Source organism: Vreelandella rituensis, assembly GCF_003336665.1.
Lineage (GTDB): Bacteria > Pseudomonadota > Gammaproteobacteria > Pseudomonadales > Halomonadaceae > Vreelandella > Vreelandella rituensis.
Genome location: NZ_QPIJ01000060.1, coordinates 1 through 22,593, shown reverse-complemented (window position 1 = coordinate 22,593; position 22,593 = coordinate 1). Strand labels below are relative to the sequence as shown.

Genomic DNA, 22,593 nt, shown 5'->3' with positions numbered 1-22,593 from the left:
AGCATTTCCAGAAACTGGAACTGGTCATCAACAACGTCAAGTTCCAGGACGGAGAGCAAGTAATCGATCAGTCAGACAGGAACGCCGCCTGACCGTCGTACACCAGATTTGACAATAACTCTTCTTGAACTTCCGCTTGGGCTCGCCATATGAAACGTAATTGATATGGAGGGGAAATTCCGAACTCGGCCAAAAGCGGTCTTTCATAACGTGTGCATATATGCACTAGTTCTACTGTGTCATAAAAGAAGATCGTCGTTGACCCAATAGCCACAGAATGCCTTTGTGCAGTTGCCATCGTAACGTCCTGATGGAGTCACTGACGTGTCGCTGTGCCCGTTGCGTGCCCTCTTGGCCAGTAATCTTCGGGTAACGCAGGTGCCGGGAACAGTGAGATTTTTTTTTGTTCCCGACACCTGAGCCGTTCAGCGACCAGAAAACCATAGGCTGCGATGCATAGACTGGCATGATGGTGAAAACCTCGCCAGTTACGCCCTTCATAGTGATCCAGACCGACCTCCTGTTTGAGTTCCTGATAGTCACGCTCAATTCGCCAACGGGCCTTGGCCGTTCTCACCAGGGTGTTGAGTGGTGTGGACGCCGGCTGGTTGCTCAGCCAGTAATGAGAGGGCTCATCGGCCCCTTGCGGCCACTCCATGAGCAGCCATTCCGGTTCACGGTATTGCCGGCCTCGTGCCACCCGAACGCGTAGCGCCGCAAAACGCGACGCCAGGGGCTTGTTGGTTCCTTCACGCCACGTGATGGTTTGAAAGTCGTCTGTCTCCAGGGCTAATGCCTTGACGGAGACAGGTTGATCCTCATCCGGCTTTCGAACATGCTTGGGCGGTCGTCCAATGCCTGACCAACGTGAGGGTAAAGGGTCGCTACCGGGTGCCCAGACGCTCAAGTCCTCCTGAACCCCGACACAATACGTCAAACCCCACTCGGCAAGCTGCTCACGCCAAGACGTTTTTTTACCATAGGCCGCATCAGCCAGAATGATGCCCGGTTCAATGCCTGCTTCCAGCGTTTGACCAACCTGTTGCAAGGCAATGTCTGGCTTGGTGGCAAAGGTCACGTCGGCAGGAACACCTGCCTGGCGACAGCGTTCCGGGTGATCCGTCCAGGAAGTGGGCAGATAAAGCTGCCATGCCACAGGCAGGCTCGCTTGCTCGGTGGCTACCGACAGACTGACCGCCGCCTGACAGTTATCCTGCTTGCCGATCTCGCCACAATACTGGCGACTGACACCGACTGAATGACGGCCTTTCTTGCGGATCGCCGTATCATCAATGATCCAGTAACGTGGCGTGTCAGCCGGTAAATAGGGCAACACCCACTGTGCGACGCCCATTAAAAGCGCTTGATCCGACCAGGATGACTTGGCCACCAGGTGATGTAATGCTTGGTGACGTGCTTGCACCCTGGCAGGGTCAACGCTGGCAGCAATCGGCTCAACACTCTTTCGTGGCAAGGACAACATCAGGCCGTAGCAGTAGTCCTTGAAGCTGGGAACACGGTCTGCATGTCCCAGTCGGGGAGCTAACGCTTCAAGGTATGACTCAAAGCGTTCATGTAGCGTATGAGATAGCATAAACACCCGTTGTCAGTGAGACTGTTACCTCTATAGTGTAGCAAAGCAATTTTATGACACAGTAGAACTAGCCCTTCTACTATCTTTATTAATGCCATCATTTTCCGGGCTACTCTTGGATACCATCACTATCACCATCACTCACGGCGAGTCTTGGAACAAAGGTAAGCTGGTAGGCCAAAAAAGCCGCTTCGCCTTAGAGATGTTTGGGCTATCCGTGTCAGGTATACCTTGCCGGCAACCCTAAACAGGTAACGAGCGCCACTACAGCAACCTTTTCTTTTTTAGCGCTCCGGAGCACCTCTCATTGGATGGCCAAACCCACCCCATCACGACACCATCACCCGGTTGCGGCCCTTGGTCTTGGCTTGATAAAGCACTTGATCGGCACGCTTGAGCAACCTGGTAGCCAGCTCGTCGGGGCCGACCTCGACGACGCCGAAGCTTGCCGTGACCTGACCGACCACTGGAAAATCCTTGCCGGCGATTGCCCGGCGCAGCTTCTCGGCAAGCAGCACGGCTTTGGGAAGCGCGGTTTCCGGAGCAATCACTATGAACTCTTCACCGCCCCAACGGGCACATAGATCGGTCATGCGAATGTTCTCTAGGAGTACTCGGGCGAGGCGAACCAGCACCTGATCGCCGACATCGTGGCCGTGACTGTCGTTGATGGATTTAAATTGGTCGATATCGAGCATGATGAGTGACAGAGGCCGCCCATACCGCCTGGTCTGTTCGACTTCCGTTTCCAGGCGTAGATCAAAGTTCAGCCGGTTAGCTAAGCCCGTGAGCATGTCCGTGCTGGCTATCCGCTTGAGTTCCTGCTCATGCTGCATACGTCGGGTAATGTCCTTACCCAAGGAGACGTAGCGCACGATATGCCCATGCTCATCCTTGACCGGGGTGATGGTCTGCTCAATGTAGAGGCACTGGCCATCGCGATCTTGATCGATAAAGATGTCGTGAAAGGTCTCGCCGCGGGTCAAGGTATCCCACATGTTGCGGTAGAACTGGGCCGAATGCTGGCCGGATTTTAGCAGCCGTGGGTTCTGTCCGATTACTATGTCGCGGTCGTATCCTGTGTATCGCTCGAACGTCCGATTGACATACTCGATGTCGCCGGCAGCATCGGTCATGACAATGCTGTCGGATGACATCTCAAGCGCGCTCGACAGCATCCGTATTTGCTTCTGATCCTCGAAGGCGCGTGTAATGTCATGCTGCACCGAGACGAAGTGGGTTATGACGCCGGCCTCATTGCGCACCGGCGAGATATTCCACTCCACCTGGTAGGGCGTGCCGTCCTTGCGGTAGTTGACCGTGTTTGCCTCGAAATACTCGCCTGCCTCCAAGGCCACGCGCAGGCGGTGAAGTATCTCGCGGTCGGTCTTTGGCCCCTGCAGTAAACGCGGTGTAGCGCCCAGAAGCTCCTCACGAGAATAGCCGCTCATGCTTGTCATGGCCGGGTTGACATAGGTGATTGTCGGCCCGGGAAGGTCAAGGTTGGCCGTGGTAATAATGGCGGCACTGAATGACTGCTCTACTGCGGTTTCAAGCAACCGCTGGTATTCCATTTCTCGCATAAACACTCCCCTTTACGGCTGTCGCCATCTCTCGTCATCCAGACAAAAAAAGGATTTTCCAGACAATGGTTCGAACGCTTGCCGCACGTCGGATAAGTAGAGCAATTTGCCCCGTCAGACGAAATCATTCAAAAAAATCGCCGGCATGTTCTCAAGCGGCCCCGGACGAGCCAAAAGGAAGCCTTGAACGTAACCGCAGTGTCGCGTACCGAGAAAGGTCAGCTGATCCCTGGTTTCCACTCCCTCGGCCACGACATGCAGTTTCAGTGCCTTGGCAAGCGCTATCACGGCCTCAGTGATAGCGGTATCCTCCACGCCGTGGGGCAGGTCACGGATGAAGGCACGATCAAGCTTTAGCGTATTGACCGGAAAGCGTTTGAGGTAGCTCAGCGACGAGTAGCCGGTGCCAAAGTCATCGATAGCCAGTTGTACGCCAAGATCGCGCAGCGCTTGCATGGTATCAATGGCGGCCTCGACATCATCCATCACCATGCCTTCGGTAATTTCCAGCTCCACCTTCTCGGGCGGAATGCCACTCTCTTCAAGAGCGATACGCACGGCATCAATGAGGCCTGACTGGCGAAACTGGCGGGCGGACAGGTTGATCGCGATTCCCGGCACCCAGCCAATACGTTCGCTCAGTGCCATGGTATCCCGGCAGGCACGGCGCAAAACCCAAGCGCCCAGCGGCACAATCAGATTGGTTTCTTCGGCCAGGGGAATGAAGTCGGCAGGCGACACCATGCCATCGCCACGGGGCCAGCGAATGAGCGCCTCCATGCTGGAGAAGCGGTTTGTTTTTAGGTCTAGCTTGGGCTGGTAATACAGGGTGAAGGCGTCTTCCGCCACGGCACGGCGCAGATCGCTTTCTAGGCGCGCCCGCGCGGCACTGTTCTTATTCATGCTGTCGGAGAAAAAACGAAATTCGCCTCCTCCCTGTGATTTGGCCTGACCCAGGGCGGTCTCGGCTACCCGAACAAGCGCGTCAATGTTAGCGGCATTATCAGGATAAATGCCGATACCGATACTGGCTTGAAGGAAGACGTCTTCGATTGTCTCCGTCTTGTTTTGGATCGTAAAAGGCTGATTCATCGCGTCCAGTATGCGCGTTGCCACGACGGTGGCATTCTCAGGCTGTTTAAGATCATTGAGAATAACAGCAAAGTCGTCACCCCCCACACGGGAGACAAGATCAGGATGACGTTCACAGCGGCTCTCCTGGCGCGCAACGAGATCGGTTCGGCGCACCGCGATCGCCAAGCGCTCAGCCACTTCCACCAGCAGTTGGTCCCCGGCGGGAAAGCCAAAGGTGTCATTGACCTGCTTGAAGCGGTCGATGTTGATCAGCATGACGCCAACGCATGTCCCTTGGCGGCGGGAGATTTCGAACTCGTGCTGTAAACGATGGCGAAACAGCAAACGGTTGGGCAGCGTGGTCAGCGAATCATAATACTGCAGCCGCTCGATCTCCTCTTCCGACGCTTTTTGCTCAGAAAGGTCGTGGAACATAGCCACGAAGTTGCGTGTCTTCCCCTTCTCATCCACCAGCCGGTCGATACTCATCAACTTGGGAAAGACGGCACCGTCCTCGCGGCGATCCCAGATTTCGCCTTCCCAATGCAGGTCCTTGTTCAACGCCGCCCACATCTTGCGGTAGAACGCGGGGCCATGCCGGCCGGATTTGAGGATAGTCGGCTTCTTGCCGATGACATTCTTGAGCTTGAAGCCCGTCATTTTTTCATAGGCGGGGTTGGCATGGAGAATGCGATTGTCGGCATCGGTGATCACCACCGCATGGGTGGCACGTTCAACGACCCGGTTGACGAGCTCGAGGTTGTTGATTGTCTGCTGGTGGCTTTCGACTTCCTTCTCCAGTTGCGCCGTGCGTTCGCGCACCCGTTTTTCAAGCTCGGTGTTGACGTCTTTGAGTACCCGCTCCTCGTGCTTGCGTTCGCTGAAATCTTGAAGGAAAGCGGCAAAGCGAGGCGCGTTATTTTCCTTGAAGGTGCTCACCGATATCAGCAGAGGGATCTTGTTGCCGGTGCGATCGATGCCCTCTACTTCACGCGTGGCGCCCACCATGTAACGTGGGCCGTACTCAAAGTAGGCCGCCACATGATCGGGATGGCGACAACGTTCAGGACTGGGCATTAAAACGCTGATGGGATGGCCCGCCAGGAACCCCGGCGCGTAACCAAACATCGCTTCCGCCGCCTGATTGGCCTGCAAAATGCGGCCACGCTCATCGGACACGATGATGCCGTTAACGGCCGTGGCTAACAGATCAGCGTGATAGCCGTTTTCAACTCCCGCACCGGCTTCGTCCATGGCGTATTACTCTCATCATTATTTGTTCGCTTTATATGCATTCTTGTCAGGTGGGTACAACGCTTAGCCTGACACTGGACGGAAGCCGAATGCTGCTAGCGACCCTAAGCAGCCTTTCGCAGCGCTGCACATGCGGTGAACGCTTCTCACTGTGTGCAAGAGCTAAGGTAGCTAACTGATGGATCTTACCCACCTCTAGGCAGGCACAGCATTAACGTTTCTTTTCCGCGGATTAAAACTCAGCCCATTCGGTTTCCGGGGTTTCCCGGCCCAAGCGGTGCGATGGCGGTGCCTCACGGGGAGAGCGGCTTGTCTGGGTAGGCACATTGGTCCTTTTTCGCTGTGATACCTTACCGTGCGTGAGCGCTGCCTGCGCGTTGGCACTGGGCAGTGTCTGGGAAGCCAGTCGCTCGCGTTCGCTCAAAAATGCCATGGCACTGTGCGAAAGCCCACGAATCTGTTCGGCAAGCTCGGTAGTGGCCTCTTTGTAGGTGCCCATACTGGCAGCACTGGATTGCGTGCCGTGGTCGATATCGTTAATGGCACTGCTGATCTGGCGAATACCTTCGCTCTGCTCGTGGGTCGCTGCGGTAATTTCGCCCATCAGGTCGTTCACCCGGTGGCTCGCCAAGCGGATTTTTTCCATTGCATCGGTCGCTTCATGGGCCTGAGCTTGGCCGCCGTGAATGCTTTTACGCGCTTGGTCAATCAAGCTTTGGACTTGCTTTGCTGCATTAGCAGATTGGCTGGCAAGTTTGCGCACTTCTTCGGCCACGACCGCAAACCCCCGTCCGTGCTCGCCCGCGCGGGCGGCCTCGACGGAGGCGTTGAGCGCCAAAATATTGGTTTGAAAGGCGATAGTATCGATCGTACTGACAATACCGGCCATGTTGTCGGCGTGTTGAGTGATCTCTTCCATGGTGTTGGCAAGATTGCCCATTACTTGGCTGGTATGGTCTACCTCTTTCACGTTGCCAACGGAAGCATTGCTGGCCTGGGTGGCATTATCGGCACTTTGCGCCACAGTAGAGGAGATCTCTTCGGTGCTTGCGGCGGTTTGCTGCACGGCCGATGCCTGCTGCTCTAAGCGTGCGGCCATGGCGTCATTGCCCTGCGAGATACTTTCCACGGCAGGTCGAACAAGGGTGACGCGTTCGTTGAGATCACCAATCAACGCTTCAAGCGAGCGGCGCATAAAGTTCATGGTGTCTAAGGTGTTATCCATCTCCCGTTTACCCATGTGGGGAATATCGGCTTCTAAGTTGCCAGCCGCTAGCTGGAGCGCAAAGTCGTTGGTTTTGTACATAAAACGCCGATTGCGCAAGCCATTAAACAATTGCCACGCCCCAACGAACAAGCCGCCCACCACACCGATGCCAAGGAATGCCATATCCGCGCTACTTTGCGGCGCAAGCTGATTAAAGGTGATGGAAGCGGCAATGCCTAAGCCGCTGAAAAGGCCAAACCCGGCAATGGCCGAGAACGCGGATTTCACGCGCATGCTTTTAAAATTAAGCGGCATGAGTCGACGCATCGAGCGGCGATAAGCAACGCCATGTTTGACTGCATAGCGTCGGCCTTGCTCACGAATATCGCGGTACACCTCTTCGGCGTGGGCCACTTCCTGGCTGCTGGGCTTAATGCGAATGGAACAAAAACCGGTAACTTTATTACCTTCGCGGATAGGGACCACGTTGGCTCGAACCCAGTAGTGGTCGCCGTCTTTGCGCCGATTTTTGACCAAACCCGACCAGTATTTACCTGCCTGCAAATCTTGCCACATATCTTGAAATACCACTTCAGGCATATCCGGATGGCGAACGATATTGTGCGGCGAGGAGTAAAGCTCTTCATAGCTGAACCCGCTTGCATCAATAAACGCTTGGTTGGCGTAAAGAATGTGGCTTTGGCTATCAGTTTTTGAAATCAGAACGTCGCCGTCGTCAAGGACGTACTCCCGCTGAGTCACAGGTCCGTTGTTGCGCATGATGGCTTCCTATTTGTACAAGTATTTTCAGGGTTGTGTTGTTGTTGTACAGCTTATGAAGCGCAAATATAGTTCTATTGACTTACAAATATCAACTACCACTACCATTTAATTACACAATAGTTGTGACAGGTAAGGGTTATGGCAAACAGGTGGGATTTGGCTTGCGTAATGCTAGCCAATTGACTACGGGGCATCAGGTGGGTGAGAAAGCAGCCTTGGAACACATCGCAATCGAGCGATTGGCGCTATTCCCACGTTTCGACGCCTTCCACCACCACGGTGAGTAAGTGACGACGAAGTGAATTAGCCGAGGGTATAAGCCTGCCTTGCCCGCAATTGTGTGACGTGACGTCAAGACAAGACTCAAACGCAAAGTTACGACGCCATCACCCCGTTGCGGCATTCGGTCTTGGCTTGATAGAGCGCTTGATCGGCACGCTGTTTCGCTGTTGGTGACAGCGAAGTGGGGCGCGTCATGCTCACGCTCTGCGTTAAATCGATTGAACAGCTATTTGGGTGCGCTGACGGCGCACTCTACCGTGCCAAAAGTAATGGTCGTAACATGACGATGCATGCCTCAGGCCAATAGCTATAAGGTCTTATGTGGTTGGCCACCCAGCACACAGTGTGAAGCTATGAGTGTATATGCAGAGTTACTAAAAGGCAGCTTTGGGTCGATACCACCTAAGCACGAGCATTCCTGTTTCGGCCAAGAGCGGTCCTTTAGAGCCTCCTCATCAATAATTTCACGTAAAAGGCCAGCAGTATTCCCATCGCTGTAAACGTCAAAAGAACGTCAGCCCAACCTGGAACAGTCGCTCAACCTCACGGATACGGCGCTTATCAATGACGAACAGGATGACGTGGTCACCGGATTCCACGACCACGTCGTCATGGGCGATCAGCACTTCCTTGCCACGCACGATGGCGCCGATGGTAGTGCTTTCCGGCAGGTCGATCTCACCGATGGCCCGGCCGACCACTTTTGAGGACTGCTTGTCGCCGTGAGCAATGGCTTCGATGGCTTCCGCCGCGCCCCGGCGCAGGGAGTGAACGTTGACGATATCGCCGCGGCGCACGTGGGTGAGCAAGCTGCCGATGGTGGCCTGTTGCGGCGAGATGGCGATATCGATTTCGCCGCCCTGAACCAGGTCCACGTAGGCGACGTTATTGATCAGGGTAAGGACCTTCTTGGCTCCCAGACGCTTGGCCAGCAGCGACGACATGATGTTGACTTCGTCGTCGTTGGTCAGGGCGCAGAAGATATCGCAATCTTCGATATTCTCTTCTTCGAGCAGGCGCTTGCTGGTGGCGCTGCCGTGCATCACCACGGTGCGGTCAAGGCGCTCGGAAAGCTGCGTGCAGCGCTCCAGGCTGTGTTCGATGATCTTGACCTGATGGCTGTGTTTGAGGTGTTCGGCCAGGCGCTCGCTGAACTGTTGCAGGAAGTAGATCCGCAGCATGCGCTCCAGGCCGATTGGCGGCCGGCCCCGCTTGCCTGCCGAATTCGGAAAGTAGGACGGCGACAGTGCGTCGATCAGGCGTTGCCATGGCACCAGAGCATTCATCTGGGCCAAGAACCGCTCTCGGCGAGTAACCTTCTTCTTGTTCTGGTGCTCAGCCTGGGCAAACGAGATCTGCTTCATCGGGTGGCTCTGTCAGACGGTGGCAGTATACCCCGCCGGTACCAATCAGGCAGCTGCGGCGGGATTTGTGCAGCGTTTCTTTAACTCTTTGATATTAAAATACTCAAAACCCGATTCGCTCTCGCTTTAACTATCACTATCGTTAGCTACACTTCATCGTTAGCTACACTTCATCGTTAGCTACACTTCATTTAATTTACAAATATTCAACAATATTTACAATATATTCAACAATTCACAAAGCTACGCCATACTCAGAGGCAACGCTCTCTACATAAACTCCACCACAGCATTGCTGTCTCCCTCATGCATTTCAGCTATTTAAAATATACAAGCAAGGGTTACTACCACTAGAGTTTATCTTGCATAGGCACACAGGAAGTTTTTATAAACATGGATGCTCAGACTATGACGACACTGCCAAGGAAGCTTCTCATCATTGGTTGTGACTCCCTTGGATATGATATTTCCGTAGCTTTGGGAAATTTTCCATGGAATATCAGGCATGCTCGGACTCAACAGGAAGCCAGCAACATTTTAGAAAATGATGACAGCTACCTTACGGCCATATGCATACTAAAAAGCGATCGCCCGCAGCAGTTAGACGACCTTCAGGGGCTGATAGAAAGGCAACCGAAGATAGTATGGATAGCTGTGTTGGATCCATCCTGCCTTCAGGCGGAACGCATCCGCCTACTCATCCACCAATATTTCTTTTCCTTCCTGACCCTACCCTTGGATCCCATCAAAGCCAGGCATCTCCTTGAAGCAGCGAGTGAAATGGCTCTCTTGGCACCGTCATCTCCAAGCTACCTCATGAAGGAGGACTTGGGAATGGTGGGCAGCTCACCCGTAATGCAAAACCTTTATCGATCCATCTATCGAATTGCACAAGTTGATGCACCGTTGCTGATAACCGGGGAGTCGGGAACGGGGAAGGAACTTATCGCATGGGCAATACATGAACAATCACCCAGGAGGAATGGCCCCTTCAATGCCATCAACTGCGGCGCGTTGCCAACGGGGCTGATCCAGTCTGAACTATTTGGTCATGAAAAAGGGGCTTTCACTGGGGCGAGCCAACGCAAGTTCGGCATTATCGAATCCGCCAATAGTGGCACCCTTTTTCTGGATGAGATAGGTGATTTGCCGCTGGAAATGCAGGTCAATCTACTCAGATTTCTGGAAAACCATCACATTTTTCGACTTGGCGGCCTAAAGGAAATAAAGGTCGACGTACGAGTTCTCGCCGCTACGCATGTAAACCTGGAGAAGGCTATTGAGCGTGGCACATTTCGTGAAGACCTCTACCATCGGGTAAACGTTCTGCAGTTGACCCCTCCTCCCCTTCGCGAACGTAGCGAAGATATCGAGGAGATAGCAAATTTCGTCTTCAACAAATTCCGTACCGAGAAAGCCACGAAAGTAAAAGGCTTCAGCCATGAGAGCCTTCTCTTGATGCGCCAGTATTCATGGCCGGGGAACATCCGAGAACTGATCAACAGGGTCCGAAGGGCCATGGTGATGTGTGACCAGCGCCTGATCCGGCCTGAAGACCTCGGTCTGGAGCGAAGGCAAAGCGCATCTCGTAGCCAAGTCACCCTGGAGCAAGCGCGTGACCTGGCTGAGCAGAACGCCATCAGAGCTTCCTTGGCTCGCAACAAGTATCAAGTGCAGCATGCGGCCTGTGAGCTAGATGTTTCACGGGCTACTTTGTATAGGCTGATCGAGAAACACGGGATCGACCGGCTATTAGAACGAGACGCTCAAATAGCAAGGGGAACCACATCATGACAAGGAACAAGAAGAACCTGGTTCGAGCCGTCGGACTGCTATCGCTGTTCGGCTCCGCCCCCATTCTGGCGCAGGAAAACATCCAGCCGGTCGGCCAGGAACCCGAGGAACGAGAGGTCCAACCAGACGTCCAGGCCATGGCGGAATATGGCGGCGTGCTGACACCCAAGGGCAGGCTAGTGCTGGAGCCAGAATTCCAGTACTCGCACGAGAGCATCAATCGGATGACGTTCGAGGGTGTGGAAATACTTAGCACCCTCCTGATCGGGGTGTTTACGGCACAGGATGTCGATCGGGATAACTATATAGCCTCGCTGACTGGCCGGCTGGGCTTTACCGACCGCCTGGAACTCGAGATGAAGGTACCCTATGTCTATCGAGATGAGTCGAACCGAGTCACGGTTTCCGAAGTCGACCCTGACTTCACTCTGGATCGTGAGCTATCCAACGATGCGCTAGGCGATATCGAACTGGCTGCCCACTACCAGCTCAACCGTGGCCTAGATGGTATGCCCTACTTCATCGGCAACCTGCGCTACAAGAGCACCACCGGCGAGGGCCCCTTCGATATCCGCCGCAACAGTGCCGGCACCCCACTGGAACTGTCCACCGGCACAGGTTTCCACTCCATCGAGCCCAGCATCACCATGTTGCTTCCCTCCGCTCCGGCCGTCTACTTCGCCAACCTAGGCTATGTGTTTCATTTGGAGGATGATGTCAACCAGCGAGTTACCCAAGATGATGATGATCTGTTTATCGGCGACGTGGATCCCGGGGATGCCGTGAGGCTGAGCTTCGGCATGGCCTACTCCATCAACCCGAGGACCTCCTTCACGCTGGGCTACAAGAACGATTTCATCGGTAAGACCAAGACGGAATATGTCAATAACACTAGCGGCACTACCACTCGGGTCGATTCCAACACACTGAATGTCGGCTCTCTGCTGCTTGGGTGGTCCTACCAGATTAATCCGGATGTCTCGATCAATCTGGGTCTAGAGCTCGGCATCACTGAGGATGCCCCGGACACGACTCTGACCCTCCGCATGCCCATCGGCATGGACGTCTTCTAGCCAAGGGCACAAGCCGTGACGGCTGCCTGTTTGATTCGGCAGCCGTCACATCAGTTTCTTCATCATTTCCTCAACCATGTCTTTATCCAGGACAAAGGAGGTTCTCATATGATGGTGCGAGCATGATAACTGGCTGCTGGTATCTATTAGCGCAGGATACCTGAAAAGGAATCGACTATAGATGCCCGTTGCTTGGCTGCCCTCAATGCCCCGATATTGTTGAGCCGAACGTCGATATCGATACGCTGCTGTATAATCCTCCCGGAGGCATTGCTCACCACGCCACTCACTATGGCATCGCGCGTGATATTGTGTAGGGCTGCCGTGAAACCCTTGGGATCGCTCAGAGTAACGCCGGAAAAGTCCGCCAGGCCCGAGAGATCGATACCACCGGGGGTCATGTCGGTTACAGACAACCCTGTACCAGGCCCTACTTGACTGGCCGAACGGGAGGAATCATGGAATGTCTGGGAGACGACGTCGGCTCCCGCCTTCGTGAAATTCACCACCGACACAAGCTCAATACTATTGTCGATCGTCGTCTGCAACCTGGCTCCGAAATCCACATCGAGTCCGCTAATATTGAAGCCCGCCCGCATCTGGCCGAGCTCCACCTCAGCGATAACGGTGCCTTGATGGAAGTCATCCCTCTTCCCAGGTAGTAACGAAATCTCGGCATAGAGACCCCTTGGCGACGGATCCCCCAAGTCAAGTGCCCAGCGTACATTTACCGGTGCGTCACTTTCTGCCCACGGGGCTGCCTGGGTTCCAGCTGCCACCAGCACTAGCAGAACGCCGAGCCATCGTACCCTGCTTCGCCTACTCATAGTCCTAGCGCAAGACAGCATCTTCAAATCTCCTCATCACCGGCCCATCTCATTTCTGGCGGGCAGGGTCAGCAGGCTGGCACCGATGCTGGAGCGGTTCACGCCTCTTGCCAGCGGTGAGTCGGGGCGCACGGCCCAATCCTGCTCATGGTTGAAGTGGTTACGGGCAATCTCGATCTCCTCGCGTGCCCCCAGAACCGAACCATTCCACAGGGACTCGAAGTGTTCCCTCGGCACCACCTGAGTACCTGCCGCGGGATCGCCCACCAGGATATTGTCGGCATCAATGCCTTTGACGACGACGAAATGCTTGTATCCCCCAGTATCCACCATGGTAATGGCAGGCACGCCGATTCGAAGGAAGTCATCCAGACTGATCCTGAACCCATCGGCATTGAGCCCCTGGCTATCCAGGTAACGCTTCATGTCCAACATGGAAAAACCATGGCGCTGGATCTGCTCGGCGTCTCCTGCACGGATCATGCTCTCGAAGACCTCTGCCTCGGTGGTCTCACGTTGATAGTGGAAGGTCAGCAGGGTCGCAACTGATGCAGAACCACAGCTGAAATCATACTGCTGCCGGATCACCCTGTCCCAGCCCTTTTCCTGCAGGCTCTTGGCCTCTACTTGAAAGCTACCGAAACGATTGGCAATGGCCACCTGGCCAGCATGGGCAATCAGGGTGTTCCCAATGATAAACAGTGTCACCATGCCACAGCAGAGCTGCCTGGTCAGTTTCATGGCAAGTTATCCCCTAGATGAAAAATCATGTGGCCGAACCCGATCAAGGCTCAGTTGGCGATAAAGACACTGATGCCTACGGCATTGTTAATGGAGTTACCGTTGCCGGTCACGGCGCTGAAAATTCCCGTACCGCTATAGCTCCCCAATGCATCGGAGGCGAAGCTGATGTTGCCCGAAACCATGTTTCCACCGATATCGAAGGATGTATCCGTCACCGAAGCCTTCATGTTCTGGACACTTTTCACTGTATTAAAGTTAACGATTGCCTCTCCCTCTCTGGCCCGTGCGTTACCCATTGCCTCCAGATCTATCCTCTCCACCGATCCAAAGCCTTCCGCCTGAGGTGCATGGCGATCATCTGCCTGGCTCTTTGCCGCTCCAAGTGTGGTCAGCATCAGAAAGAAAACGATTGCCATCAACTGCAGCTGTGGTTGAAGTAAAGTAAAGTAACTTGAACTGACTGATGACACCTTCATGGCCTTGACTCCCGATATTCGGTCCATAGGGATGTTTCCAAAGAAACTGGTGGGGATAACCCCACCAGTCCTCGCTTCTTGCAAGCGCGTTATGCGCCTTGGATCATCAGTTGCCGATGCTCAAGTTGCTATGAGCTGCGACGTTGGTACCGGCCACCTGAGCGTTGTAGAGGCCTGTAGACACGTTCATGTTGTTGATGCCACCGAACACGCCAGCTCCAACGGACACATTGGCCGTACCGGTGGCAAAGCTGGCAGCGCCGCCATTGCCGCCGTCACCGCCTGAACCACCGTTGCCGGCATAGGCATAGGCATCACCGGTGTAGCCTTGGCCAGCGCCGGCGCCGCCACCGTTACCATTGCCGCCGTTACCGGCCATGGCATCGGCATCGCCACCGGAACCACCGGCTCCAGCTGTGGCCGAGCCAGTACCAGTTCCTTCGCCAGTCCCGGTTCCGGTTCCAGCCCCTGCGTCACCGGGGCTTGCGCTAGCGGTGGCAGCTGAGTCAGCCGCAGCGTCCTGCATGGAGTCGAAGCTGCCTGCGGAGTCTTCATCGGAGAAGTCATCGCCAAGCTCTCCGATTCCGGCCATGTTACTGGCGCTGGCACTAGAAGCTGAACTTGCATCAGAGTCAGTACTTCCGCCGGAGCCGGTTCCGGTGCCTGTTCCCGTGCCAGTGCCAACGGCTGAGGCATAACCACCTTCTGCTCCGCCTCCGCCTGTAGCAGTTGCTAAGCCACCAGCACCGCCATTCCCGTTGCCGCCATTACCGCCGAAACCTTGGCCATCATTCAAAGCGCTCGCTGAGCCACCTGTGCCGCCTTGGGCCCCTCCGGCGCCCGTGCCACCGTAAATAGTGATACCGGCACCATTGACGGTAGAGTTCATCTCCTGGGTCGAGATCACGCTGGTGGAGGTGTTGTAGGACTCGCTCATTGCCCAAGCATCCCCGCCACGGCCAATTGAGCCGCCGTTGCCACCAGTACCGGTCCCGGTACCGTAGCCGCCAGTGCCGGCGCCGCCAGTGCCGCCGTTAGCCCCCATGGACTCGTCATCGTTAGAGTCATCGTTGTTAGTTCCTCCATTGCCACCGCCGCCAAGGCCATAGCCTCCGGCACCCCAACCATAACCAGTCCCGCCATTGGCACTACCACTGTTGCCACCTGTCGCCGTGGCTTGGGAATCCACATTTTGATCCACCTCTCCGGCGAATCCTGCGCTGGGGTTAGCATGCGCCGTGGAAATGGCCATCACCATGGCCAGCAGAGGGGTACCCGCTACTACAAAGTACTTTTTCATGATCATGTCTCCGTTAGTTATGTCTGCTGCAGCCTGCAAACACGCGACATCGTCCACACTTTCAACCGCTGGACCCTTGAATGACGCTCCCCGTTTGCAGTCACACAGTAGATAGCAGCTTCCGTGCCACCAAGGAGACAGCAACATGCAACATATTGAAATTTATAAAAAACTTACTGAAACAATACTTTCCATAAGTAACATCCACTCTTGAAACTTAACGAACAAATGTCTTATATCTGAGACAGAGATGGTTCTTTAGTACCTTTCAACCTATCGCCAAGCTTGTCATAGCGGGCCCCGTCAATTTTCTATGACGTGCCTTAACCATGCGACAGGTCAGAAAGATATGTGAGCGGGGGGCAATCTCAAATCAAGAAATTCCGTGACGATAGGTGGACATCCACCATGGCCGAAATAATATAGTGATTTTCGCATAGTTAATCTGGCTTGTTGGTGAGGCGATCAAGGGCTGACGCTGCTCGCCGAAAGCTCGCCAGTTCCGGTGTACGCTGGCAGATCCCTTCCTGCTAACATCAGGCTACCTTCCTGATAGCGAGGGGCCCTTTTCTGCGAGCAAAATACAGGGGCCGTTCTGAAGATTAGAAAGAGAGCTTCGCTCCAATAACGGCGAACCAGTCCTCCGTCCCGCCGCCATCGGCTTCGGCGAAATCCGCCGTATCTCCATACTTGCGTTCATGAACCACCCCAACATGGGAGAGACAGAACGGTCTATCAGGCCGTAGCTCAATCTGAGGCCGGTTTCGGCCAATAGCGGACTTTTATACAACACTAATATCTTGAGTTTTTGAGCGGACTCACTCAAGCCGTTGTGCGGCCACTGATGCGATGCTCTAAACTGACAACTCTTCTTAATGGAGGAGAGCCTCTATGAGTCCCCCCTTCCCCCCAGTGAAGTGCAAGAGAAAGCAGGCAGCTACGACCGCTGGTTCCGTGACCGGGTCCAGCGCAGTCTGGACGATCCTCACCCGGGGATACCCCCCCGAAGAAGTGATCGCGGAAACGGACGCGCTCATTGACGAGCTAGAGGCCCAATACAAGAGGCCCGCCTGATGCTGACGGTCATCTGGCAGCAAACCGCCCGCGAAGATTTCGCCCACTTGTTAAGCCACACCGGAGTTCAACATTCCGCTGTGCCTCACGTTCCAGTCGGCGGCTGGATTGGACGCGGTTAGGTAACCGTAGAGATAGATTTTTAACAGTACAGCGGGGTGATACGCGGGGCGACCCCTTGCATGGGGATCAACACCTTTGAAACCCTGCTTTGTATAGACGCTTCGACCTCCCCACTTTCTGAGAACTGTCAGCGTACTGACCATGAAGCTACTGGGTAAATAAGTCGCCCGTCCTTTCGAATTGGCCCAGTGACAGTTCCGCCGCTGTCACGGCAAAGCTGAAATTCGGAAAAATTGATGTTGGGCAAGGGCAGACGCTTGTGATGGCCTACAATTTAACGGTCAGGTTGCCTCGAAATGAACTTCAAAGGCGGGTGCAATGAACAACAGGTCTCCTCCGCAGAATCATGAGCACCTTATTGACACGCCGGGATGTGAGCGAATCGGCACCTTTGAGCTGGATGAGTTCAACGAAGATCTGTATTGGAGCGAACGTGTGACCATTGAATTGATGGATCACACCGCACGGCGTAGGGGGCGCGGCTGGCTGCTGTGGCTAGTCTCCATTCGTCTTGCTGGGGACGCTGCCTACATCCATTCACTCAGGGCCGTGCGCAATGAGTTGAGGCTGCATGGCCTGTCTGAAAAAGTTGTATTAGACCCTTTTTCTGACCAGGAAGCCTTTGAGTATGTCGCGAGGCTTGAGCCTGCCCTGACCCAAGAATCTTTTGTACGTAAACTCTATAAGCGAACTGCTGGTCTACCACTTTTCGTGGCACATGTCGTGAGCAACCTCATCACTCGCAAAGCAGGAAGTCACCACCGTTCGGCCGGCGAACTTTTGCCTGATGACGTCATCTCGGAGGAAATAGCAGAATTCATCGGTCATTATAACGAACGGCTTTCGACTGTTCAGCGTGCGTTGTTCGAAGCGGCAGCCGTGTGCGGCTTGCGATTTCAAGTGAACACCTTGACGGCTGTTCTCGATAAAGATGCCGCCAGCGCTCTGCTGGCCCGCCAACTGGGTGCCGATGCGTTATTACTCCTGACAGATGTGGATGCCATCGATCGCGATTTCGGAATGGACACCGCTGAACCGACTCATGAACTGACTCTTGCTGAAGCCAGAGAACTTGACCTCCCGACCGGCTCCATGGGTCCTGAAATGGCGGCAGCGAGCCACTTCGCTGAAAGCGGTGGTGTCAGTGGCATTGGTAGGCTGAGGGATGCACTCGCAATTCTTGAGCGCCGGGCAGGTACTTATGCTGTCTGAAAATAACTTACCCCAGCAATCTCCAGAACAGCCCTGGCACTCCGTAAATGCCTTCGGTATCAGAGAGTTACTGGAAGCAACAGCGCCCCTTAGTGGTGAGGAAGCCGTCGCGCGGCTTGACGTCTATGGCCCTAATCGTCTACCGGAAGGTAAGGCAAACGGGCCCCTTGCTAGGCTCACTCGCCAACTCCGCAACGTCCTGATATACGTTCTGTTGACTGCGGCGGCCATTACAGGAGCACTCGGCCACTGGGTGGATGCCGGGGTGATCATGGCAGTGGTGGTGATCCAGACGTTGGTGGGCTTTATCCAGGAAGGCAAGGCTGAGCAGGCACTGTCCGCCATTGGACATATGCTGGCACCGAAGGCACGTGTAGTTCGTGAGGATGGCCAGCATCAAATTAACGCCGCTGACCTTGTGCCCGGAGACACGGTGCTACTGGAACCCGGCGACCGGGTACCGGCGGATACCCGCCTGGAAAAATGCCATAACTTGAAGATCGAGGAAGCCATCCTTACGGGTGAATCCGTAGCGGTAGAGAAATCCCCGGAACCGGTGGAGAAAGAGGCGGCGCTGGGTGACCAAACCAGCATGGCGTTTTCCGGCACCATGGTATCTACGGGTACCGGGCGTGGAGTGGTGGTTCGCACCGGAGCAGCGACGGAGATTGGTCGTATCTCTGGTTTGTTGGCAAGGACCACGTCTCTGAAAACGCCCTTGGTAGAAAAGATGGACCGCTTTGCCAAAATTTTGTCCATCATTATAGTCATTGCCGCTGCTGCCGTATTTGCTGGCGGCCTGGTCTTCAGTGACCTGTCTTTCCAAGAGCTGTTCATGGCCGTTGTAGGGCTGACGGTGGCCGCTATTCCAGAGGGATTGCCAGCCATACTGACCATCACCTTGGCGATAGGCGTGCGCCAGATGGCGAAACGTCAGGCGGTGGTACGTCGAATGCCCGTCCTTGAATCACTGGGGGCAGTATCAGTGATTTGTTCAGACAAAACCGGCACACTCACCCGCAATGAAATGGTGGTGACCACAGCAGTGGTGGGCCGACAGCGCATGGACATATCCGGAGAGGGTTATGAACTTGAGGGTGCCGTTTACCAGGGTAGCCACCCCGTGGATGTCACTGTCTTGTTGGTGGATCTGGCCCGGGCTGCTGGCCTTTGCAACGATGCCCACCTTGATTTTCGAGAAAAGCAGCCGCGTATTCAGGGCGATCCTATGGAGGCTGCGCTGAAAGTGTTTGCTCACAAGGCAGCGTTTGATATTGAAGGTAGTGCGCATGATTGGCCCCGCAGGGATGAAATCCCCTTCGACACCCAGACCCGGTTTATGGCCACTCTCAACCATGATCACCATGGCCACAGCATGGTGTACGTCAAGGGTGCTCCGGAGCGCATCCTGGATATGTGCGAGGCGGAGGTGACGGAAAACGGTGGTACCTCTGCCCTGGAGCGTTACTGGTGGGATCAGATAATTACCGATCTGGCATCGGATGGTTTAAGGGTACTGGCCTTGGCCCGGAAACCGGTTTCCAGGGATACGACCGATCTCGCTGTGGAGGATCTTGACACTGGCGTAGAATTGCTGGGCTTAGTGGGACTGCTGGATCCACCCCGGCAAGAAGCAATCCGCGCTATCTTCGACTGCCATACGGCGGGTATCCAGGTAAAGATGATTACCGGGGACCATGCTCTGACGGCAGGAGCCATTGCTCGGAAACTGGGGCTGCGAAACAGCGAGCGGGTTTTGACCGGAAAGGACTTGGATGGTCTCAGTGCTGAAGCGTTGCAACAACTAGCGACTGAAGTAGATGTGTTCGCACGCACCAGCCCGGAGCATAAACTGAGACTGGTGGAAGCCCTGCAGGCACAGCATGGGGTTGTCGCCATGACCGGAGACGGTGTCAATGATGCGCCGGCCCTGAAGCGGGCCGATGTGGGAATTGCCATGGGTGTAAAGGGGTCAGAGGCGGCGCGGGAGGCCTCATCCGTGGTGTTACTGGACGATAATTTTGCCAGCATAGTTGCGGCCGTCCGCGAGGGGCGTACGGTTTACTCTAATCTGAAAAAGGGCATTGCGTTCCTGCTGCCAATTAATGGCGGTGAGTCCATCAGTCTTATCACCGCTTTACTGCTGGGACTAGCTTTACCGATTTCACCGCTGCAGATTCTCTGGGTCAACATGGTCAGCGCTGTTGTGTTGGCAATGACCCTGGCTTTTGAACCACCAGAGCCGGATGTGATGAAACGCCCGCCCCTGCCGAGAGAACAGTCCTTGCTGCAGGGATTTCTGGTCTGGCGGGTATTTTTTGTGTCACTACTGTTTCTAACAGGCATTTTCGGGGCCTGGTTCTGGGCCATGCACCACTATGACGACCAAAACATAGCTCGCACCCTGGCCGTCAATACTTTAGTAGCCATGGAGGTGTTTTATCTGTTCGCTGTGCGCTATCTCGACACACCGTCTATTACGCTTCGTGGTGTGCTGGGCACTCCGATTGTGTTACTTGCAGTGGCGACAATCGTAATTCTGCAACTTCTGTTTACTTATCTGCCTTGGTTTCATAACACTTTTGAAACTAGTGCCTTATCCCTGGAAATGCTGGCCCTAGCCTGCCTAGCCGGAGTGGCGGTGCTAGTGATATTGGAAATCGAAACCTGGATTCGCAGGCGCCTATGGCCGACCAGGTTAAACGAGATAAGAAAGCGCCAACAAAAGCACATGTAACAATAAAATGAAGTTTAGAGTAACAGTGTTAATTTTTACTACGTTTTAAACCTCATTCGAAGGATCAAAGTCCCGCTCAATAACACCACCCTACTCGACTGCCACGAACCCTACGATGAGGCTATCTAAAACGTGACGAGCAAGTATGTACTTATCGAATCTGCAAGGGACAAATCGTTACGAGGTGTCAAGGACCACTGCATGGAGGTGGTCTTCAGAAGGAAGGCTGCCAAAGCCAATTCGTTTAATCCCTGGCTACACTCGCTGGCACCTGGAAATGCCGGAGGATTTTGAAGCTAACATTGAGAATGTTAATTAGGTAATTTTGTAATGATTCATTCTATTCCTCTACAGAATTTTAAGCATATGGCCGACATCCCTGGTTTAGATACCGGACATTCATGGCGACGTTTTTGACTTTTTTGAAGTTGAACACCATTATAGCCGATATCGCACCATTCTCGGACAGCCTCCTAGGCCAACCGTCTGGAACTGGAACAGAAAGGCTCTACTCCTCCTTCTTGAGCGACTTCGTCCAACGCTGCCGCGCGTACTTGCGAAGGTTGGCGACATTGTCGGTCTCATCGACGATGTCCTGGCCAAGGATAGTCTCGATGATATCTTCCAAGGTGATAATGCCTACCCAAGTACCAAGATCGTCATACACCACACAGATGTGCTGACGATCCAAGACCATCATGGTGAACACCTGCTCGACATTGTCTTCGGCGACCACCGATTTGACTGGATGCATCAGCGACTTGAGGTTGATGTCACCCTCGGCGTGATAAGTATCCGCCTTGTGCACATAGCCCAGCGCCTGTTCACCACCGTCCATCACCGGGAAACGGGTGAAGGGCGAGCGGCCAAGCTCCTGGTCGAACTCGTCTACCAGCATGCTGGGATGTACGGTGACCGAGACAGTACGCGGGGTCATCACGTTTTTCACCAGGATGTCATGGAGGTTAAGGATGTTGATGATGACCCTGGTCTCATCAGGGTCTAGCGCTTTTTCCTCCTGGCCGATCTGAGCCAGCGCTTTGATCTCTCCACGCATGTCGGTCTCGTGAACATCCTTGCCGATACGCTTGGTAATTTTCTCGGAGAGCCAGATAAGCGGTTTCAAAATCCATATCATGCCTTCGAGCATGGGAGCCAACACCGTAGAGAGCTGCCGCCAGTAGGTGGCACCGATGGTCTTAGGAATGATCTCGGAGAGGAAGAGGATCAGCAGTGTCATCACTGCAGAGGCAAGACCCAACCATGCTTCACCAAATACCACCGTGACCTGGGCGCCGACGCCAGTGGCACCCACTGTGTGGGCGACGGTATTGAGCGTTAAAATAGCAGCGAGCGGCTGGTCAATATTGCGCTTCAGGCGGTTGAGCCGCTCGTAAAGCTTGGGACGTGACTCTTTCAGCTGCGCCACATAGCTAGGAGTCAGGGAAAGGAGAGCCGCTTCAAGCAGTGAGCAGAGAAACGAAACGGCAATGGATAGAGTCGCGAAGGCAATAAGCAGATACATGAGGTCTCGTTTGATGGCCAAGGGGTGACGCGCAAAAGGTAGAAGCATCTTCGCCGAAGCACCCACGTTACCGCAAGATATTCCCGGCTTGATCGATCGCTATTCGTACCTTTTCTTTATAGAAAAACAGCTCTCCAGGGCATCGTTGAGGACTGGGCGCTGTGTAAAAAAACGACCGTTTTATATGCTATCCAGTAAAACCAAATATGGCTCGATGGGTTTATCAAGATGCCATCTACGTCAGCCAGGCTATGCGCGACTTTATCAGTATCGACCTGGCCATCAAGAGCGTACCCCATGCCACAACGCTAATCCCGCTTTATTCATCACGCCCGCGGTAGCGTCATTATTTAGCGCTTTACGACTACGTAATCCGAGCTTTGTGGCTATCTGACGTCTTCTTGACGGGGTAACGATGCAATATTGTTTTTTAGCACTCCTTTTTTACAATGGTTCGGACAGTTTCATGACGCAATAGCGCCGTAATGGCACATCTCATCAAAGTCGGGTCGGGATTTTATGTCATTGAAGTCCAGACCCAAGTAGGAAGAAAAGCGTTCCAGCAGG

At 54.3% G+C, this 22,593-nt stretch carries 16 protein-coding genes and 3 pseudogenes; 6 read left to right on the top strand and 13 right to left on the bottom strand.

Features of this window, described 5'->3' with window-relative positions; genetic code table 11:
• Positions 1-316: 316 nt before the first annotated feature.
• The 6 genes and pseudogenes from DU506_RS17945 to DU506_RS22015 form a co-directional block, all read right to left on the bottom strand.
• A complete protein-coding gene (locus DU506_RS17945) occupies positions 317-1,594 on the bottom strand; it encodes an IS701 family transposase (RefSeq protein ID WP_114488246.1) in 1,278 nt (425 codons plus the stop codon).
• A 329-nt stretch (positions 1,595-1,923) separates the two neighbouring features.
• Positions 1,924-3,177, bottom strand: coding sequence for a sensor domain-containing diguanylate cyclase (locus DU506_RS17940; protein WP_114488245.1), 1,254 nt, complete (start codon positions 3,175-3,177; stop codon positions 1,924-1,926).
• Positions 3,178-3,291: 114 nt separating this feature from the next.
• Positions 3,292-5,505 (bottom strand): sensor domain-containing protein, encoded by a 2,214-nt coding sequence (locus tag DU506_RS17935; protein ID WP_114488244.1) that lies wholly within the window; start codon positions 5,503-5,505, stop codon positions 3,292-3,294.
• A 232-nt stretch (positions 5,506-5,737) separates the two neighbouring features.
• Positions 5,738-7,492, bottom strand: a complete 1,755-nt coding sequence (locus DU506_RS17930; RefSeq protein ID WP_114488243.1) for a methyl-accepting chemotaxis protein — start codon at positions 7,490-7,492, stop codon at positions 5,738-5,740.
• A 788-nt stretch (positions 7,493-8,280) separates the two neighbouring features.
• Positions 8,281-8,925, bottom strand: a pseudogene (trkA, locus tag DU506_RS17925) (Trk system potassium transporter TrkA); the annotation flags it as partial.
• Positions 8,926-8,928: 3 nt separating this feature from the next.
• Positions 8,929-9,141 (bottom strand): annotated as a pseudogene (locus DU506_RS22015) (transposase); the annotation flags it as partial.
• A gap of 393 nt (positions 9,142-9,534) precedes the next feature.
• On the opposite strand from DU506_RS22015, the gene DU506_RS17920 reads away from it, so the two are divergent.
• Both DU506_RS17920 and DU506_RS17915 read left to right on the top strand, forming a co-directional pair.
• Complete coding sequence (locus DU506_RS17920; RefSeq protein ID WP_220254449.1) at positions 9,535-10,935, top strand: sigma-54 dependent transcriptional regulator; 1,401 nt, start codon at positions 9,535-9,537, stop codon at positions 10,933-10,935.
• The gene (locus DU506_RS17915; protein WP_114488242.1) at positions 10,932-12,008 is read left to right on the top strand and encodes a transporter; all 1,077 of its coding nucleotides are present in this window, start codon (positions 10,932-10,934) and stop codon (positions 12,006-12,008) included. Before DU506_RS17920 ends, DU506_RS17915 begins: the two co-directional genes overlap by 4 nt.
• Before the next feature lie 146 nt (positions 12,009-12,154).
• On the opposite strand, the gene DU506_RS21485 is transcribed toward DU506_RS17915, so the two are convergent.
• Positions 12,155-12,424, bottom strand: coding sequence for a hypothetical protein (locus DU506_RS21485; RefSeq protein WP_147273775.1), 270 nt, complete (start codon positions 12,422-12,424; stop codon positions 12,155-12,157).
• A gap of 42 nt (positions 12,425-12,466) precedes the next feature.
• Here DU506_RS21485 and DU506_RS21480 point away from each other — a divergent pair, with 42 nt between their 5' ends.
• Entirely contained in the window at positions 12,467-12,670 is a 204-nt protein-coding gene (locus DU506_RS21480; RefSeq protein WP_147273774.1) for a hypothetical protein, read from the top strand.
• Positions 12,671-12,871: 201 nt separating this feature from the next.
• On the opposite strand, the gene DU506_RS17905 is transcribed toward DU506_RS21480, so the two are convergent.
• The 4 genes from DU506_RS17905 to DU506_RS22865 all read right to left on the bottom strand — a co-directional run bounded on the left by DU506_RS17905 (position 12,872) and on the right by DU506_RS22865 (position 16,062).
• Complete coding sequence (locus DU506_RS17905) at positions 12,872-13,576, bottom strand: C39 family peptidase (RefSeq protein WP_235825770.1); 705 nt, start codon at positions 13,574-13,576, stop codon at positions 12,872-12,874.
• 50 nt (positions 13,577-13,626) lie between these two features.
• Positions 13,627-14,055 (bottom strand): hypothetical protein, encoded by a 429-nt coding sequence (locus DU506_RS17900; RefSeq protein WP_147273773.1) that lies wholly within the window; start codon positions 14,053-14,055, stop codon positions 13,627-13,629.
• 106 nt (positions 14,056-14,161) lie between these two features.
• On the bottom strand, positions 14,162-15,355 hold the full coding sequence (locus tag DU506_RS21745; RefSeq protein ID WP_181870806.1) for a hypothetical protein: 1,194 nt from the start codon (positions 15,353-15,355) through the stop codon (positions 14,162-14,164).
• Between the two features lie 602 nt (positions 15,356-15,957).
• Positions 15,958-16,062, bottom strand: coding sequence for a copper resistance protein B (locus DU506_RS22865; protein WP_220254447.1), 105 nt, complete (start codon positions 16,060-16,062; stop codon positions 15,958-15,960).
• 168 nt (positions 16,063-16,230) lie between these two features.
• On the opposite strand from DU506_RS22865, the gene DU506_RS22860 reads away from it, so the two are divergent.
• Positions 16,231-16,395 (top strand): antitoxin PaaA2 family protein, encoded by a 165-nt coding sequence (locus tag DU506_RS22860; RefSeq protein WP_415843690.1) that lies wholly within the window; start codon positions 16,231-16,233, stop codon positions 16,393-16,395.
• A 97-nt stretch (positions 16,396-16,492) separates the two neighbouring features.
• Here DU506_RS22860 and DU506_RS17870 read toward each other — a convergent pair.
• A pseudogene (locus DU506_RS17870) lies at positions 16,493-16,635 on the bottom strand (transposase); the annotation flags it as partial.
• 235 nt (positions 16,636-16,870) lie between these two features.
• Between DU506_RS17870 and DU506_RS22300 the strand changes: the two are divergent.
• Positions 16,871-17,764 (top strand): amino acid kinase family protein, encoded by an 894-nt coding sequence (locus tag DU506_RS22300; RefSeq protein ID WP_235825768.1) that lies wholly within the window; start codon positions 16,871-16,873, stop codon positions 17,762-17,764.
• Complete coding sequence (locus DU506_RS17860) at positions 17,754-20,501, top strand: HAD-IC family P-type ATPase (RefSeq protein ID WP_114488237.1); 2,748 nt, start codon at positions 17,754-17,756, stop codon at positions 20,499-20,501. Before DU506_RS22300 ends, DU506_RS17860 begins: the two co-directional genes overlap by 11 nt.
• 508 nt (positions 20,502-21,009) lie before the next feature.
• On the opposite strand, the gene DU506_RS17850 is transcribed toward DU506_RS17860, so the two are convergent.
• The gene (locus DU506_RS17850) at positions 21,010-22,026 is read right to left on the bottom strand and encodes a CNNM domain-containing protein (protein WP_114488235.1); all 1,017 of its coding nucleotides are present in this window, start codon (positions 22,024-22,026) and stop codon (positions 21,010-21,012) included.
• Positions 22,027-22,593 lie beyond the last annotated feature (567 nt).

What these genes read in the sequence shown, in the direction of transcription:
- DU506_RS17945 (WP_114488246.1), bottom strand. Translation starts at nt 1,594, where the DNA reads ATGCTATCTCATACGCTACATGAACGCTTTGAGTCATACCTTGAAGCG.
- DU506_RS17940 (WP_114488245.1), bottom strand. Translation starts at nt 3,177, where the DNA reads ATGCGAGAAATGGAATACCAGCGGTTGCTTGAAACCGCAGTAGAGCAG.
- DU506_RS17935 (WP_114488244.1), bottom strand. Translation starts at nt 5,505, where the DNA reads ATGGACGAAGCCGGTGCGGGAGTTGAAAACGGCTATCACGCTGATCTG.
- DU506_RS17930 (WP_114488243.1), bottom strand. Translation starts at nt 7,492, where the DNA reads ATGCGCAACAACGGACCTGTGACTCAGCGGGAGTACGTCCTTGACGAC.
- DU506_RS17920 (WP_220254449.1), top strand. Translation starts at nt 9,535, where the DNA reads ATGGATGCTCAGACTATGACGACACTGCCAAGGAAGCTTCTCATCATT.
- DU506_RS17915 (WP_114488242.1), top strand. Translation starts at nt 10,932, where the DNA reads ATGACAAGGAACAAGAAGAACCTGGTTCGAGCCGTCGGACTGCTATCG.
- DU506_RS21480 (WP_147273774.1), top strand. Translation starts at nt 12,467, where the DNA reads ATGGAATGTCTGGGAGACGACGTCGGCTCCCGCCTTCGTGAAATTCAC.
- DU506_RS17905 (WP_235825770.1), bottom strand. Translation starts at nt 13,576, where the DNA reads ATGAAACTGACCAGGCAGCTCTGCTGTGGCATGGTGACACTGTTTATC.
- DU506_RS17900 (WP_147273773.1), bottom strand. Translation starts at nt 14,055, where the DNA reads ATGAAGGTGTCATCAGTCAGTTCAAGTTACTTTACTTTACTTCAACCA.
- DU506_RS21745 (WP_181870806.1), bottom strand. Translation starts at nt 15,355, where the DNA reads ATGAAAAAGTACTTTGTAGTAGCGGGTACCCCTCTGCTGGCCATGGTG.
- DU506_RS22860 (WP_415843690.1), top strand. Translation starts at nt 16,231, where the DNA reads ATGGAGGAGAGCCTCTATGAGTCCCCCCTTCCCCCCAGTGAAGTGCAA.
- DU506_RS22300 (WP_235825768.1), top strand. Translation starts at nt 16,871, where the DNA reads ATGAACAACAGGTCTCCTCCGCAGAATCATGAGCACCTTATTGACACG.
- DU506_RS17860 (WP_114488237.1), top strand. Translation starts at nt 17,754, where the DNA reads ATGCTGTCTGAAAATAACTTACCCCAGCAATCTCCAGAACAGCCCTGG.
- DU506_RS17850 (WP_114488235.1), bottom strand. Translation starts at nt 22,026, where the DNA reads ATGTATCTGCTTATTGCCTTCGCGACTCTATCCATTGCCGTTTCGTTT.